Source organism: Streptomyces kronopolitis (assembly GCF_050953795.1).
In the GTDB taxonomy this organism is placed as follows: Bacteria; Actinomycetota; Actinomycetes; order Streptomycetales; family Streptomycetaceae; genus Streptomyces; species Streptomyces kronopolitis_A.
In genome coordinates, this window is record NZ_CP191850.1 from 4960352 (window position 1) to 4976421 (window position 16070).

The 16070-nt window shown below is 73.0% G+C and carries 12 protein-coding genes and 1 riboswitch; of the genes, 8 read left to right on the forward strand and 4 right to left on the reverse strand.

Annotated features, from left to right (window positions below; genetic code table 11):
• The first annotated feature begins 223 nt into the window (after positions 1 to 223).
• Both ACQP17_RS22030 and ACQP17_RS22035 read left to right on the forward strand, forming a co-directional pair.
• Entirely contained in the window at positions 224 to 1501 is a 1278-nt protein-coding gene (locus ACQP17_RS22030; RefSeq protein WP_433859974.1) for a hypothetical protein, read from the forward strand.
• Positions 1502 to 1731: 230 nt separating this feature from the next.
• Positions 1732 to 2277, forward strand: coding sequence for a TQO small subunit DoxD (locus ACQP17_RS22035; protein ID WP_433857812.1), 546 nt, complete (start codon positions 1732 to 1734; stop codon positions 2275 to 2277).
• 198 nt (positions 2278 to 2475) lie between these two features.
• Here the strand turns inward: ACQP17_RS22035 and ACQP17_RS22040 are convergent, their stop codons facing one another.
• Positions 2476 to 2703, reverse strand: coding sequence for a hypothetical protein (locus tag ACQP17_RS22040; RefSeq protein WP_364874629.1), 228 nt, complete (start codon positions 2701 to 2703; stop codon positions 2476 to 2478).
• On the reverse strand, positions 2700 to 4166 hold the full coding sequence (locus ACQP17_RS22045; RefSeq protein ID WP_433857814.1) for a PspC domain-containing protein: 1467 nt from the start codon (positions 4164 to 4166) through the stop codon (positions 2700 to 2702). Before ACQP17_RS22045 ends, ACQP17_RS22040 begins: the two co-directional genes overlap by 4 nt.
• Before the next feature lie 354 nt (positions 4167 to 4520).
• On the opposite strand from ACQP17_RS22045, the gene ACQP17_RS22050 reads away from it, so the two are divergent.
• The 4 genes from ACQP17_RS22050 (at position 4521) to ACQP17_RS22065 (ending at position 9949) form a co-directional block, all read left to right on the forward strand.
• Positions 4521 to 6320, forward strand: a complete 1800-nt coding sequence (locus ACQP17_RS22050; protein ID WP_433859975.1) for a serine/threonine-protein kinase — start codon at positions 4521 to 4523, stop codon at positions 6318 to 6320.
• 201 nt (positions 6321 to 6521) lie between these two features.
• A complete protein-coding gene (locus ACQP17_RS22055) occupies positions 6522 to 7820 on the forward strand; it encodes a PspC domain-containing protein (RefSeq protein WP_433857816.1) in 1299 nt (432 codons plus the stop codon).
• 89 nt (positions 7821 to 7909) lie between these two features.
• Positions 7910 to 8623: a response regulator transcription factor gene (locus tag ACQP17_RS22060; protein WP_364875217.1), complete on the forward strand. Its 714-nt coding sequence runs from the start codon at positions 7910 to 7912 to the stop codon at positions 8621 to 8623.
• Between the two features lie 201 nt (positions 8624 to 8824).
• The gene (locus ACQP17_RS22065) at positions 8825 to 9949 is read left to right on the forward strand and encodes an alpha/beta hydrolase (RefSeq protein WP_433857817.1); all 1125 of its coding nucleotides are present in this window, start codon (positions 8825 to 8827) and stop codon (positions 9947 to 9949) included.
• A gap of 40 nt (positions 9950 to 9989) precedes the next feature.
• Here ACQP17_RS22065 and ACQP17_RS22070 read toward each other — a convergent pair whose 3' ends face one another.
• Positions 9990 to 11150 carry an NlpC/P60 family protein gene (locus ACQP17_RS22070; protein ID WP_433857818.1) on the reverse strand — a complete coding sequence of 387 codons (1161 nt, stop codon included), beginning with the start codon at positions 11148 to 11150 and terminating at the stop codon, positions 9990 to 9992.
• 322 nt (positions 11151 to 11472) lie between these two features.
• Here ACQP17_RS22070 and ACQP17_RS22075 point away from each other — a divergent pair, with 322 nt between their 5' ends.
• On the forward strand, positions 11473 to 11826 hold the full coding sequence (locus tag ACQP17_RS22075) for a hypothetical protein (RefSeq protein WP_433857819.1): 354 nt from the start codon (positions 11473 to 11475) through the stop codon (positions 11824 to 11826).
• Positions 11827 to 11985: 159 nt separating this feature from the next.
• Here the strand turns inward: ACQP17_RS22075 and ACQP17_RS22080 are convergent, their stop codons facing one another.
• On the reverse strand, positions 11986 to 13119 hold the full coding sequence (locus ACQP17_RS22080) for an NlpC/P60 family protein (RefSeq protein WP_433857821.1): 1134 nt from the start codon (positions 13117 to 13119) through the stop codon (positions 11986 to 11988).
• A gap of 7 nt (positions 13120 to 13126) precedes the next feature.
• A riboswitch (cyclic di-AMP (ydaO/yuaA leader) is annotated at positions 13127 to 13310 on the reverse strand.
• 275 nt (positions 13311 to 13585) lie between these two features.
• On the opposite strand from ACQP17_RS22080, the gene pcrA reads away from it, so the two are divergent.
• Complete coding sequence (gene pcrA / locus ACQP17_RS22085) at positions 13586 to 16060, forward strand: DNA helicase PcrA (RefSeq protein ID WP_433857822.1); 2475 nt, start codon at positions 13586 to 13588, stop codon at positions 16058 to 16060.
• Positions 16061 to 16070 lie beyond the last annotated feature (10 nt).

The window sequence follows — 16070 nt, forward strand, 5'->3', positions numbered from 1 at the left end:
ATGTGCGGACGGAACCGTACGCCGGTACGGAAATGCCGGGGCGCATTCGGCTTTCCGGCCCGCCCGAGACCGTACGTCAACGCGCCGATGCGCCCACCACCCGCCGTCAGCTGGAGGTTTGACACCGGCCTTGCCTTTCTACGGCACAATTCGCCCTTGTACGGGACAAGTTGATGACGGTGGCGGGGCGGTAGCTGACGTGGCGGTGAATGCGGCGGGCGGGATGGCCGGTACGGGCGAGCCGGGAGAGGGCGCCGAGGGCGCGGAAGGCGGCGAGTGCCGGTGCGGGGACTGTCCGCACGGCGCCAGGGTGGGGCACCGGGAGGCGGTCGCCGCTTTCGTCGCGCTGCGGGAGGACTTCGCCGCCGGACGCGGCGTGCCGGCCGGGCTCGCCCGCTCCGCCGGCGCGGCCCGGCAGTGGGTGTCGGACGAACTCGCCCTGTCGGCCCGCGAACTGACCAAGCGGCGCGCGGCCGAGCGGGTCACCTGGCTGACGACGGTACGGCGGCGCACCCTGCTCGCCGTCTGGGCGGCGGTGGTGGCCGTGCTGCTCGGACAGGCGCTGACCGCCCTGGCCCACGGCTGGACGGCGACCCGTACGGCGGGCCTGCTCGCGGCCGTCGTCCTCGCGCTGGCCGTGACGGCGGCGGCCTGGTGGCACCGGGCGCACGGCGGCGCGCTGGCACCGCTGATCGGCGAGGACGGGCGGCTGTCCACCTCGCGGACGGTGGCGGCCGGCTGGGCGGCCGCGGTGCTGTACGCCGTACTGACGCTCGCGGGGCAGTTGGCGATCGCCGGCACGCCACAGGCGCGGGGCGCGCTGCTCCAGGGCCTGGCGCTCGCCCGGTCCGGCTCCCTGCTGACGATGCTCGCCGTGGCCTGCGGTGTGGCCGTGCTGGCCTATGGGCTGGTCGGTGCGCGGGTGCGGTCCGGATGGCTGCAGAAGGTGCCCGCGGAGCGACCGCGCGCCGCGGATCTGCTGACGGACGACGCGGGGCGCGGCAGCTTCCTGGACGTGCAGTACGTCCTGGTGAACGTCGCCGTGCTGGTCTGCGCCCTGGTCCGGCTGGCCCGGCAGGCGAACGAACTGCCGCAGCTGCCCTGGGGGCTGGTGCTGCTGGCGGGGCTCTCGGGGGCGACGTCCCTCATGGGGAAGCTGGTGACCGGCGGCCGTCCGGTGATCCTCTCCGTCGTGCGCTCCCGTGAGCTGGGCGGACTCGCCGCCCCGGTCCGCACCGGCGACGACATCGAGATCCGCGGCGCCGGCTTCGTCCCGCCGGGCGCGGGCACGCCCGACCGGCTCGCCCGGACCGTGGTGCGGATCGGCGAGGTGCACGTCCCCGTCCCGCTGGTCCCGGTCGCGGGCGGCTTCGCCAACCCCACGGACGAGGTGCTGACCGTCCCGGTACCGGTCGATGTCGAACCGGGCCGGGTCAAGGTGCGGGTCATCACCGCCGCGGGGGTGGAGACGGCGGGGTACGTGCTGGACATCGTGGACTGAGGGCCGGCCGGCGGGTGCCCCGGCGGGGCCTTCGTACCGCCGCTGACCGGGGCGTTGTCGGCTGTGCGTGCACGGTGGGTGACGCCCGGTGTGTGGCGATTCGGTGTGTCGCAGCCGTGGGAAGTGCGTCCGTCCGTTGAACCTCTTGCGCATCTGCGCACGTATCTCCCCACGAGGCCCGGGCGCGGGCACAATCGGCTGCGCCCGGTGGCAACGGAGAGGCGGACGTCATGGTGCACGCGAATCGTACGGTGGGTGCCGAATTCGGAGGTGCCGCCCTGGACGGCGCCGCCGCCGGAATGCGGGGACAGTGGGCGCGCCACGCGCTGCTCCCGTTGCGGCTCTTCCTGGGCGCCACCTTCCTCTACGCGGGCATCGACAAGCTGACGAACCCGGCCTTCCTGTCGGCCTCCGGCGCGGGTTCGCTCGGCGAGACGCTGCGGCAGGTCCATGACGCGGCGGCGTTTCCGCAGCTCATCGACCTTGCGCAGCAGAATCCCGTGCTCTTCGGCTATGCCATCGCGGCCGGTGAACTGGCGGTGGGCCTGGGGACCTTGGTGGGGCTGCTGGGGCGGCTGGCGGCGTTCGGCGGTGCGCTGATCTCGCTGATGCTGTGGCTCACCGTGAGCTGGGCGACCACGCCGTACTACTACGGCAACGACCTGGCCTACCTGATGGCCTGGGTCCCGCTCGTCCTGGCCGGAACGCCGAGGTTCTCCCTGGACTCGGCTCTCTCGAACCGCCGCAAGCGGCACGGGGCGCAGCTGTACGGCTGAGGGGGAGCGGGCGGGGGATCACCGGCCGGGTGCGTGGTGGTGGCCGTGCCGAGCGGGCGGGGCCTCCAGGGCGGCCGGGCCTCCAAGGCGGACGGGCGTTCAGTGCGTGGGGCAGGCACCCCTTCGCCGGTTCCCTTCGGGTGTGGGCTGTGGGGCCGGTACCGGCCGCGGGTGTCCGGCCGGGTGCGGCCCGGCCGGTCAGGAGAGTGTCGGGGGTGGTGGGTCCATGGGCGGGGTGCGCCGGCGGCGGACCGAGGCCCGGGCGGCGGCGGTGCCGGAGAGGGCGAGGCCGACCGGGAGGACCAGGAACAGCCAGAGGCCGGGCGCCTGCCACAGGCCCAGCGCGTCGAGGCCGTAGCCCACGCCGACGGTGAGGGCGGCGAGGCCCGCGAGCAGGCGGGCCGCTTCGAAGGGGTGACGTTTCACCGGGAGGCTCCCTGCGGGGTCGGGGCGGTCGGCGCGACGGGACGGGACGGGGCGGGAGCCGGCGGCGCGGAGTCCGGCGCGAGGCGCTGGACGGCGATCTGCCCGGCGCCGAGGGTGAGGTCCAGATCCACCGCACCGCGCGGCTTCTCGCCCTTCTTGAGACCGGCCGCGGGCAGGGTGACCGTCCGCCGGCCGTCTCCCGCCGACAGATCCACGTCGTGCGGCGACTCACCGGGCAGTTGGAGATCGCCGAACCCGAGCGAGACATGGAGGCGGGCGCTGACGCCCCACGGCAGCCGCACCGCCAGGCGGCCGAACGCCACGTTCACCGCGGAGTGGACCGTGCGGCCGTCCTTGAAGGGGACGGCGCCGAGGTCCAGCGTGGCTTCGCCCGACCCCACCGCGTAGTGCGGGCGGACCTCGCTGACGTCGGCGGGCCGCCAGTCGTGCCGCTGCCAGTCGGCGGTGAGACCGGGGGGCACCACGGCCGCACCCGCCAGCAGCGCGGCGGTCAGCACCACCATGAAGACCGTGCCGCCGCCCGTCCGGCCGTACCAGGCGCTGAGCACGAGGCCGAGGCCGAACACGGCCAGCGCGCACGCCAGCCCGGCCTGGAGGGACGGGGCGAGCCCCTCGTGCCGGGAGACGGCGAAGCCGGCGCCGCCGCCGGCGAGCAGCGCGAGCAGGAACGTCCGGCCGCCGATCGAACGGCCGCCGCGGAGAGTTCGGCGCGGGGCGGGAGGGGTGGCGTACGGCGACGCGGCGGGGCCGGGCGGGCCGCCCGTGCCGGACCGGGAGCCGTCCGCGGCGGCGGGCGCGCCCGCACCGTGCGCGAACCGGTAGGTGAGGTCGAGCGGGAGCGGGGTGCTCTCCGGCCCCCACAGATACGGCGGGCCGGCCGCCTCCCCGGAACGCGGGTCGCGCCACCAGGAGGGGCTTCCCGGCACCGGGGGCGCGGTGGTCTCGGGCGGGGCGTCGGCGACGGCCTGGGCGGTGGCGGAGTCCACCGAATCCGGTCCCTGGGACACCACTTGGCGGCGCCGGCGCGACCAGTAGGCGGAGCCGGCCACCGCCAGCACCAGCATGATGGCGAACGACATCATGCTGCCCTTGCCGAGCGCCGTCAGGAACAGCCCGCAGCCGACCAGCGCGAACAGCAGGGCCGTCAGCGCGGTGCCCTCGACCCGGCCGGAGAGCAGCCTGCGGCCCTCGTTCTCCTCCTCGCCGTCGAGGGGGATGAGCAGCCAGGCGAAGCCGTACGCGATGAGGCCGAGGCCGCCGACGGAGAGCACGGCGAGCACGATCCGGAAGATCACCGGATCGAGATCCCAGTGCCGGCCCAGCCCGGCGCACACCCCGCCGATCACCTTGTGCCGCCTGCTGCGCCGCAGCGGGGCAGGCGCCGGTGCGGGGCCGGCGGGCTCGCCGGGCGCCGGTTCCTCGACGGGGTCTCTCTCACTCATGACCCCATGGTGACAAGCGACGCGGGGTCGCGGCATCGGTGGAAACCCTGGCGGATCCCTGAGATGCGCGTCCGGTCCCCCTGAGATGCGCGTCCGGTCACCCCGAGATGCCCCGAAGGGGTCCCGAAATACCTCGTGGGTTCGCATATGCCGCCCGCCTGTTGTCCCAGGATGAAAGAAGGGCGTGGATGGGCGGATGCCAAAGCTCGGTCCGCCCGCCGTGGCGACTATCGTTGCGCCCTGAACACGTACGGGGCTCCGGAGGGGCGTGCTGTGACGGAGGCGGCGTCGGTGAACGAGGGGCGACTGGTCGCCGGGCGATACCGCCTGGTCGAACGGATAGGCCAGGGCGGCATGGGCACCGTCTGGCGGGCCAGGGACGAACTCCTCGGGCGTCAGGTCGCGGTCAAGCGGCTGCACGTCTCGCCGCAGCTCGACGAGGACGAGCTGGCGACGCGTCATGAGCGCACCACCCGCGAGGCACAGTCCGCGGCGCGCATCAACCACCCCAACGTGGTGGGGGTGCACGACGTCGTGGACGACGCCGGGCTGCCCTGCATCGTCATGGAGTACGTCCCCTCCACGACGCTCGGCGACGCCATCAAGGAAGCGGCGCGTGCCGACAGTTCCCTCACCCCCCGCGAGACCGCCCGGATCGGGCGCGGCATGATCGCGGCGCTGCGTGCCGCGCACTCGGCCGGAGTGCTGCACCGGGACGTCAAGCCGGGCAACGTCCTGCTCGGTGAGGACGGCCGGGTCGTGCTCACCGACTTCGGGATCGCGGTCGCCAGCGGTACCTCCACGCTCACCAAGACCGGTGAGCTGGTGGGCTCCATCGACTACTTGGCGCCCGAACGCGTCAAGGGCGGTACCCCGGGGCCCGCTTCCGACCTGTGGGCGCTCGGCGCGACCCTCTACCAGGCGGTCGAGGGACGGCCCCCGTTCCGGAAGAACACCGCGGTCGAGACGGCGTACTCGATCGCCATGGACCCGCACGACCCGCCGCGCAACGCCGGTTCGCTGGCCCCGCTCATCGAGGCGCTGCTCGCCAAGGAGCCCCAGGAACGGCCGTCGGCCGAGGTCGTCGAGCAGGCCCTGCGGGCCGCCGAGGCCGAGGTGGAGACGGCGATGATCGGCTGGCCGACGCTCGCGCTGGGCACGGTCGGCCTCGGCGCCCCGGACGCGCCCACGGCGCAAGGCCAGAAGGAGGCGACGACCCGCGCGGTCGCGCACACGGGTGTGGAGGGCGCCGCCCCGGAGCACACCGCGCCCGGCACCGGACCCGCCACCGGCACCGCGACACGGACCGCCACGGGCGCCGGCGCCGGCACGCAGACCGGTACGGGCACCGGAACCGGTACGGGCACGGGAACCGGTACGGGCACGGGAATCGGCACGGGCACGGGAATCGGCACCGGCGCGGGCACCGGAACGGTCCCGGGCACGGTCACGCAGGCCGGCGGCGCGGACACGACCGGCCCGGTGGCGCTGGCGTCCGGCGGCACGGAGCCCCGCAGGCGCAAGGGCGTGCGGATCGCGGTCTGGTCCGTCGTGGGGGTGCTGGTCGCCGGTGGGGGTACGGGCGCGGCCTGGTACCTGATGCGGAGCGACGACGCCGGCACGACGCAGACGGCGTCGGGCAAGGCCACCTCGGTGAGTCCCAAGGCCCCGGCCAACAGCATCGGACCGCCGCCGCCGGTCCCGGACGGCTACCGCAAGATCACGGAGACCGCGCTCGGGGTGTCCTTCCCGCTGCCCGACGGCTGGAAGCGGGACGTCCGGGACGGCGGACGGCAGATCATCTACTCCTCCGATGCCGAACGCGCCCAGCTGACCCTCAGCGCGCTGGACTTCTCCTCGCCCGACCAGGTGCAGCACCTGACGGCCGTCGAGGAGTCCTTCAAGAAGATGTACCCGGTCTACACGCGGCTGCGGATGCAGCCCACGATTTACCAGGGCGACCCCGCCGCGATCTGGGAGTTCACCTTCCAGGGACGGGCCCGCACCTTCCGGGGCGTCGACCTCGGGTTCGGCCGCGAGGGCGCCAAGGAGTACGCGATCTGCGTGACCGCGCCGAAGGCCGGCTGGACGAAGTTCGAGAAGCTCTTCACGAACATCAAGGACGGCTTCCGCCGGTCCGACCCGAACAACTGACGACCGGACCGGGCCTCGCGCGGCCCGCTCCGGCCGCCGCTTCGGGTGCCTCCTCCGGCCCGTCCGCCCCGCCCGGCCCGTCCGCCCCGCCCGGCCCGCTCCGGCCCGGCCCCGCTCCGGGCAGGCCCGCGGAAAGCTCAGGGACGGCTTCAGGGTCGTCCCTGATGCCCCGCGCCGCGGCGCCGTGTGACGATCGGGGACATGACCACCGCCCCACCCCGCGCCGAGACGGGTTACGCCCCGGCGCCGGACCCGGATGACCCGCCCGTGCGCAAGCTGTACCGCAGCGCCGACGGGCGGCTGCTCGGCGGCGTCGCGCGCGGCCTGGCGGGGCATCTCGGGCTGCCGGTCTCCTGGGTGCGGATCGTGTTCGTGGCCCTGTTCATGGCCGACGGCATGGGCGCCCTGCTGTACGCCGCGTTCTGGTTCTTCGTCCCGCTGGGCGTCGGCGGTGTGGAGCACCGGCAGGCCGCCGCGGCCGACGGAAAGCGCCGCCTGCTGCGGCACAAGCCCGACCGGGGCCAGGTCTTCGCGCTGATCGCGCTGCTGATCGGCGCCTCGATCGTCGCCTCCCGCTTCCAGCTGGGGCAGGCCGACGGCTATGTCTGGCCGGTGCTGCTGATCGGCGCCGGCGTCGCCCTGGTGTGGCGCCAGGCGGACAACTCCCGCCGCGCCCAGTGGCTGGAGCTGGGCCGCCGCAAGGGCGTGCTGCCCGTGCTGCGGGGCGCGGCCGGAGTGCTGCTGGTCTGCGTCGGGGTGACGATCATCGTCGTCCTCCAGGGGTCGGTGCGCCATCTCGGCTCGGTGCTGCAGGCCGCCCTCGCCGTGGTCGTCGGCATCGCGCTGCTGGCGGGCCCCTATCTCGTGCGGATGACCCAGGACCTCTCCGAGGAGCGCCTGATGCGCATCCGCGCCCAGGAGCGCGCCGAAGTGGCCGCGCATGTCCATGACTCCGTCCTGCACACCCTCACGCTGATCCAGCGCAACGCCGACGAGCCCCGGGAGGTGGCCCGGCTGGCCCGCGCCCAGGAACGCGAACTGCGCGCCTGGCTCTACAAGCCCGAGGGCCGCGGCAAGGAGGAGGACGAGGAGCCGGCCACGGTGGCGGAGGCCGTCCGCACGGCCGCCGCCGAGGTGGAGGACCACCACGGCGTGCCGCTCGAGGTCGTGGTCGTCGGCGACTGTCCGCTGGACGAGGCGCTCGGCGCCCAGATGCAGGCCGCGCGCGAGGCGATGGTCAACGCCGCCAAGTACGGTGGCGAGGGCGGCGCCGTCCAGGTGTTCGCCGAGGTGGAGGGCCTCACGGTCTTCGTCTCGGTGCGCGACCGCGGCCCCGGGTTCGACCTGGACGCGGTCCCCGAGGACCGCATGGGCGTCAGGGAGTCCATCATCGGACGCATGGAGCGCAACGGCGGGACGGCCCGGCTGCGCTCCGCTCCCGAGGGCGGCACCGTCGTCGAGCTGGAGATGGAGCGCGCGGCGAAGGAGCGCGACGCATGACGGCACCGGGAGCGGAGCGGCCGGTCGCGACACCGCGGGCCGGCACAGGCGATGATGGCGCGGCAGGCACCGAGGGACGGGCGGAAGAGATGAGCAGCGAGGGCGCACAGCAGGACGGCACCGGCGGCGCGGCGGCCGGCGAGCGGACCGTACGGGTCGTGCTGGTCGACGACCACCGGATGTTCCGTACGGGCGTCCAGGCCGAGATCGGCGAGACGGGGCGCACCGGCGTCGAGGTGGTCGGCGAGGCCGCCGACGTCGACCAGGCGGTCACGGTCATCACCGCCACCCGCCCCGAGGTCGTCCTCCTGGACGTCCACCTCCCCGGGGGCGGCGGCGTCGAGGTGCTGCGCCGCAGCGCCGCGATGATGGCCGACACCGAGCGCCCGGTCCGCTTCCTCGCGCTGTCCGTCTCCGACGCCGCCGAGGACGTCATCGGCGTCATCCGCGGCGGCGCCCGTGGCTACGTCACCAAGACGATCACGGGTACGGACCTGGTCAACGCGGTCTTCCGGGTCTCCGACGGCGATGCGGTCTTCTCGCCGCGGCTGGCCGGCTTCGTCCTGGACGCCTTCGCCTCCACCGACGCTCCGCCGATCGACGAGGACCTCGACCGCCTCACCCAGCGCGAGCGGGAGGTGCTCCGGCTGATCGCCCGCGGCTATGCGTACAAGGAGATCGCCAAGCAGCTGTTCATCTCGGTGAAGACCGTCGAGTCCCATGTCTCCGCGGTGCTGCGCAAGCTCCAGCTCTCCAACCGCCACGAGCTGACCCGCTGGGCGGCGGCCCGGCGCCTGGTCTGACGTCCTGACCTGCGGCCCCGGTGCGAAAGCCGGGGAGCGGCGGGCGGCACACAGGTGTGTGACGAGCGTGTAAAGAAGCACCAAAGACGGGCAACCGGGACCGCGAGGATCACCATCTAAGGGCGCGGAGAGGCTCACTGCCGAAGGCGGGGCCGGAACCATCCCCCATCCTTCGCGTAGCTGTCCTGGAAGCGAGACCCGATGAGCCTGACGGGCACGCCCTTCTTCCTCACCTCGATCGCGCTGTTGACTGCCGCCGTCGTACTGCCGCTCGCCCTGTGGGGCCGGATAGCCGGCCCGCCCCTGGTGCGCGGTCTGGCACGGCTGTTGATGCTGCTGTTCGCCCAGGTCACGGCCATCACGGTGGTCTTCGTCCTGGTCAACAACGCCAACAACCTCTACGACACGTGGGGCGATCTGCTCGGCACCGACAGCCACGTCGAGGCGGCCCGGGACCTCGGCCCCGACGGCATGGGCGGCCAGCAGATCAAGAACGAGCCCAAGCAGATCCAGCAGTTCCGCCCCGCCGACGATCCCCGGGTGGGCGCCGGAGTGCAGATGACCGACCTCAAGGGCCGGATATCCGGAGTCGTCGGCGAGGTGTACGTCTGGCTGCCGCCGCAGTACAACGACCCGGCCTACCGGAACAAGAAGTTCCCCGTGGTCGAGCTGCTGCCCGGCTACCCCGGCTCGGCGAAGTCCTGGCTGGGCTCCCTGCACGCGGCCGAGCAGCTCCAGCCGCTGATGCGGAGCGGGCAGGTCAAGCCGGCCATCCTGGTCGCGCCGCGCACCAACCTGCTGGCCGGCGCGGACACCGGATGCGTCAACCTGCCCGGGCAGGTCAACGCCGACAGCTGGCTGACGGTCGACGTACGCAAGATGGTCATCGACAACTTCCGGGCCGGCGACAAGCCCGACTCCTGGGCCCTGGCCGGCTACTCGGCGGGCGCGCACTGTGCCACCAAGCTGGCGCTGGCCCACCCGGACCGCTACCGCGCCGCGGTTGCCATGTCCGGCTACAACGACCCGGCGCTGGAACGCGATTCGCTCGCCGGCAAGGACCCCAAGCTGCGCATCGAGTCCAACCCGCTGCACATCCTGCGGTCCGCCAACGCGGCGGGGAAGCCGCCGCGCACCGCCCTGTACGTGTCGGGCGCGGCGGGCGACGGCTACCAGGCCGGCATGGGGCTGCGGCAGCTCGCGCAGCACCCCACGACGGTGACCGTCCGGCTGATCCCGGCGAACGCGGGCGGCCACACCACGGCGGTGTGGCGCCAGCAGGTGCCGGAGGTCTTCCGCTGGCTGGGGACGCAACTCCGGGCGTGAGCCGGCAGTCCGCGCCCCGGGACGCGTGCCGGGGGCGCTCCTAGGCCGGGCGGGTGGCCGCGGCGAACGGCATCTGGTCGATCGGCGCGATCCGTACCGGCGCCCCCGGGTGCGGGGCGTGGATCATCTTGCCGTCGCCGATGTAGAGCCCCACATGGCTGATGCCGGAGTAGAAGAACACCAGGTCACCGGGGGCGAGTTGGGACCGGTCGACCCGCGGGCCGGAGCTGATCTGGGTGTAGGTGGTCCGGGGCAGGGCGACGCCGCCGGACTTCCAGGCGGCCTGGGTCAGCCCCGAGCAGTCATAGGCGGAGGGGCCCGTCGCGCCCCAGACGTACGGCTTGCCGAGGGCGGCGTAGGCGAACGAAACGGCCCGCGCGGCACGGGGGTTGGGGGCGGCGGCGGCACCCTGCGCGCCGTGGGCGAGCCCCGTGCTGTGGGCGAGCCCGTCGAGGGGGCCGTCCCCGTGCGTCCCCCGGTCCGCACGGCCGCGGCCGGCGTCCTTCGTGCCGTCGGCGGCGCCGTCGCCGCCCGGTCCCGCCATCCGCTTGCGCTGCTCGGCGGTCAGCCGGTTCAGCAACTGCTCGGCGGCGTCCAGCTTGTGGACGACCGTGACCCGCTGCTTCTTCAGCGTGGCCTCGGTGGCCGCCAGCCGCTCCGCGGTCTCCTCGGCTCGCTGCCGGACCTGCCGTACGCTGCCGAGCCGGCGCGCGTACCCGGCCACCGCGGTCGCCTGATGGCTGCCCGTACGCTCCAGCACCGCGGCGCCGTCCAGATAGCGCTGCGGATCCGCGGACAGCAGCAGCTTGACCGTCGGGTCCACCCCGCCGGAGCGGTACTGGCTCGCGGCCAGGGCGCCCAGCTCCGTACGGGCGGTGTTGAGCTTCTGGGTCCGGCGGGCGGCCTCGTCCTGCAGCCGGCTCAGCTCCCGGCGTGCGGTGCCGGCGGCCTCCTTCGCGCCGTTGTAGCTCTGCGTGGCCACCTCTGCCTCCTGGTACAGCGCGTCGATCCGGCCCTTGACCTGGGCGGGGGTGGGCCGGGGGGCGGCCTGCCCGGTGCCGTCGAAGACGGTGGTGGCGGCGGCACCGGCGAGTGCCAGCGTGGCGGCGGTACGGGCGGTGCGCGCGGTGCGCGAGCCGCCGGTCAGCGAGGCGAGCGGATGCTGCCTGGGCTTGCGGTGCGAGGCCACGGTGGCCGTCACTTCCTTCCCTTCGAGCCGGGGCCGGCGGCGGTCCGTAACGGGGGAACGGACCGTCGCCGCACCTCGCGGCGGGGCGGCCGACGGGTCGCCGGTGGGGGGCCGGCGACGGCGGGGAGTCGACCGCCTGGAGGAGGACGCTAAGCCGGGGTGTTGTGCCGGGGGGCCCTCTTGCCCGGCATTGTTCGCTTTCGACCGGTGCCGGTGTGCCGATGACCGTGCGGCGGACGGTCGGACGGCCGGTACCGGCCCGCCATGATCGAAGCGGCGATTGCGGCCGCCCTGCCCGCAGGGCCGTGCTATGCGGCGGCTACGATCCCGCACTATGGACGTAGTAATCAATCTCTTCGTCGCCCTGCACATCATCGGCATCGCCTCCCTGCTCGGAGGCTTTCTGACCCAGATGAAGGCGATGGGCGCGGGCACCGCCCGCTTCGTGCCGGCCATGCTGCACGGCGCGCTGACGATGCTGATCACCGGCGTCGCGCTGGTCGGCCTCAACCAGGCCCAGGGCCACGACGTCAACACCCTCAAGATCGGCATCAAGATGGCCGTCCTGGTGGTGATCCTGGCGCTGGTCTACGTCAAGCGCGACGACGAGACGGTGGAGAAGCCGCTCTTCGGCGCGGTCGGTGCGCTGACCGTGGCCAACATCTTCATCGCCGTGCTCTGGACCTGAGGAGTACCCGGGTGGCGCGCCGGACCTGACGGCGCGCACCACCGTCCCACCACGGCACACCGCGCGGTCCTCGCACTCCGTAAGGGAGGCGACGGCCGCGCGGTGGCGTGTGGGGGGTGGCCGTGGGGGGTGGCCTGTGGGGGAGCGGGCGGCCGGGCCTCAGCCCGGGCGGACGCTCCCGTAGATGGGCATGTAGGAGATCGACTCCACCCGGACGCTGGCGCCCGGGTGCGGCGCGTGGATCATCTTGCCGCCGCCTATGTACATCCCGACGTGGCTGATGTCGTCGAAGAAGAACACCAGGTCACCGGGTTGCAGATCCTTGGTGGACACCCGCGAGCCGATCTTGACCTGGTCCCAGGTGGTCCGCGGCATCGTGACGCCGGCCGCCTTCCACGCCGCCTGCGTCAGCCCCGAGCAGTCGTAGGAGCTGGGTCCGGTCGCGCCCCAGACGTACGGCTTGCCGATCTGGGAGCGGGCGAAGGCGATCGCCTTCGCGGCCTTGGCGGAGGACGGGGTGCCGGTCGAACCGCCGTCGTCGGAGCCGCCACCGGTCTGCCCGCCCGTGGAACCGCCGCCGTCGTGCTGCCGCTGCCGGCGCGCCTCCTCGTCGGCCTTGCGCTGGGCGGCCGCCTCCTTCTCGCGCTCCAGCTGCGCCAGCCGCGCCTTCTCCTGCGCGGTCAGCCGGGACAGCAGCTGCCGGGCCTCGGTCAGCTTGTCCTGGACGACGCGCTTGGACTCCTTGAGGGACGCCTGCGACTTCTGCAGCCGGTCCAGGCTGTCGGTCGCCTCGGCCCGCTGGTGCGCCGCGGCGGCCGCCTGCTCCTGGTAGTCGGTGACGGCCTGCTTCTGCCGGCCGGTGAGCCGCTCCATGAGGTGGGTGCGGTCGACGAACTGCTGCGGGTCCCTGGCGAGCATCAGCTGCGCAGTCGGGTTCATCCCGCCGGTGCGGTACTGGGCCGACGCGAACATCCCCAGCTGGTGGCGGGACCGGTTCATCTGCTCGGCGCGCTCGGCCGCGTCGTCGAGCAGCTTGTCGACGGTGTGCTGCTGTTCGCCGGCGCGCTCCTTGGCGCCGTTGTACTTCTCGGTGGCCACCTCGGCCTGGTGGTAGAGGCCGTCGACCTGCTTCTTGACCTCTTCGACGCTGGGTTTCGGCGCCCTGGGGGCCGCGTCGGCGGTCTGCGAGAGCAGGGTGACCGACGCGAGGGCAGCGGTGGTGAGCCCGGCAGCCGTACGGCGGCCTCCGGGCGAGGCGAGGACGCTGGTGCGCGGCTTGCGATGGGACGCCAAGGCCGGCAACTCCTTCCGTGACCGCCTACCGGGTTAGCTGTCGGGTTCGGGCGGTGTCGATGACGGAAGGCTTGCCCTACGGTCCGACGTCCGTCTGTGACGGCCGTACGGATCGATTCACCCCGGTGGTGCTGGTGGGTCCCCGGCTCCGGGTGCCTTCAGGGCAGGGCCGGACTCGGCGTGGCGGCCCGTGCGGACACGGTCGTACGCGGGAAAGCGGGCTGCCTGAGCGAGGACGTTAGCCAACTCGTGTGGCTCCTGTGAAGGCTGATGTTCGATATGCCCGAAACCTTTTTGTGACCTGAACGCGATGCGGGGGTTGTTGTGGCAGATGTCTGATTCGGGTAGACGAGGCGCCGCGCCGTGCGGGCCCCTGACCTGCGGGCCGCCGCGCGGCCCCGTCATACGGCCGACAATCGGCACTGCGCGGCGGGTTGTCAGTGCGGCGGCCTAGACTCGGTGGGCGATGAGCAGCCTCTTTGACGACAGCTTCCTGGCGGACCTCGGCCACAAGAACGAGGAGCACCCGCCGCCTCCCGAGGACGAGCACGAGCCGGCCCCCGAGGAGGTCCCCGCCGACCTCTTCGGCGGGAAATTCGACGCGCCCGGCCCCAGAGACACCCACTACCGCGACGGCGCCGCCCGCCCCGCCGTCGATGCCGCCGCGCTGCTCGAGGGGCTCAACGACGAGCAGAAGGCCGCCGTGGTGCACACCGGCGGCCCGCTGCTGATCGTCGCCGGCGCCGGCTCCGGCAAGACCCGGGTGCTCACCCACCGCATCGCCCATCTCCTGGCCGAGCGGCACGTCCACCCCGGCCAGGTCCTCGCGATCACCTTCACGAACAAGGCCGCGGGCGAGATGAAGGAGCGCGTCGAGGAGCTGGTCGGCCCGCGCGCGAACGCCATGTGGGTCTCCACCTTCCACAGCGCCTGCGTGCGCATCCTGCGCCGCGAATCCAAGAAGCTGGGCTTCACCTCCTCCTTCTCGATCTACGACGCCGCCGACTCCAAGCGCCTGATGGCCCTGGTCTGCCGGGACCTGGACCTGGACCCCAAGCGCTATCCGCCCAAGTCCTTCAGCGCGAAGATCTCCAACCTCAAGAACGAGCTCATCGACGAGGAGACCTTCGCGGGAACGGCCGCTGGGGGCACCTCCCAGACGGAGTCTGGGGGAGGGTTCGAGAAGACGCTGGCCGAGGCGTACGCGATGTACCAGTCGCGGCTGCGCGAGGCCAACGCCCTGGACTTCGACGACATCATCATGACGACGGTCCATCTGCTCCAGGCATTCCCGGATGTCGCCGAGCACTACCGCCGCCGCTTCCGCCACGTCCTCGTCGACGAGTACCAGGACACCAACCACGCCCAGTACACCCTCGTCCGCGAGCTGGTCGGCCCCGCCGAATCGGCGGCCGAGCTGTGCGTCGTCGGCGACGCCGACCAGTCGATCTACGCCTTCCGCGGTGCCACCATCCGCAACATCCTCCAGTTCGAGGAGGACTACCCCGACGCGACGACGATCCTGCTGGAGCAGAACTACCGCTCCTCGCAGACGATCCTGTCGGCCGCCAACGCCGTCATCGAGCGCAACGAGAACCGCCGCCCCAAGAACCTCTGGACCGACGCCGGCAGCGGCCCCGGGATCACCGGCTACGTCGCCGACACCGAGCACGACGAGGCGCAGTTCGTCGCCGACGAGATCGACCGCCTGACGGACGCCGGCGACGCCAAGGCCGGCGACGTCGCCGTCTTCTACCGCACCAACGCCCAGTCCCGGGTCTTCGAAGAGATCTTCATCCGGGTCGGGCTGCCCTACAAGGTCGTCGGCGGAGTGCGCTTCTACGAGCGCAAGGAGGTCCGTGACGTCCTGGCGTATCTGCGGGTGCTCGCCAACCCCGAGGACACCGTCCCGCTGCGCCGCATCCTGAACGTCCCCAAGCGCGGCATCGGCGACCGCGCCGAGGCGATGATCGACGCCCTGTCGGGGCGCGAGAAGATCACCTTCCCGCAGGCGCTGCGCCGGGTCGACGAGGCGTACGGCATGGCGGCCCGCTCCGCCAACGCCGTCAAGCGCTTCAACGTCCTCATGGAGGAGCTGCGCACCATCGTCGAGTCCGGCGCCGGCCCCGCCACCGTCCTCGAAGCGGTCCTGGAGCGCACGGGCTACCTCGCCGAGCTCCAGGCCTCCACCGACCCGCAGGACGAGACCCGGATCGAGAACCTCCAGGAACTCGCCGCCGTGGCCCTGGAGTTCGAGCAGGACCGCGGCGAGGAGGACCCGGGCACCCTCTCCGACTTCCTGGAGCAGGTCGCCCTGGTCGCCGACTCCGACCAGATCCCGGACGAGGACGAGGAGGGCAGCGGCGTCATCACCCTCATGACGCTGCACACCGCCAAGGGCCTGGAGTTCCCGGTGGTCTTCCTGACCGGCATGGAGGACGGCGTCTTCCCGCACATGCGCTCGCTGGGCCAGACCAAGGAGCTGGAGGAGGAGCGCCGGCTGGCCTACGTCGGCATCACCCGCGCCCGCGAGCGGCTCTACGTCACCCGCTCGACGATGCGCAGCGCCTGGGGCCAGCCCTCGTACAACCCGCCCTCCCGGTTCCTGGAGGAGATCCCGGGTGAGTACGTGCAGTGGAAGCGCACGGGCCAGGCGACGCCGTCCGCGACCATGGGCGGGCTGTCGGGCGGCGCCGGTGGCGGCCTGGGCTCCACGCTGTCCTCGCGCACCAAGGGGGCGAGCGGCTTCGCCACCCGCCGGGCGGGCGACCGCCAGGTGGTCGCGCTGACCGTCGGCGACCGCGTCACCCACGACAGCTTCGGGCTCGGCACGGTCGTGGGTGTCAAGGGCAGCGGCGACAACGCCGAGGCGACCATCGACTTCGGCGGTGAGAAGCCCAAGCGGCTGCTGCTGCGGTACGCGCCGGTGGAGAAGCTGTAGGCGGGCGGGA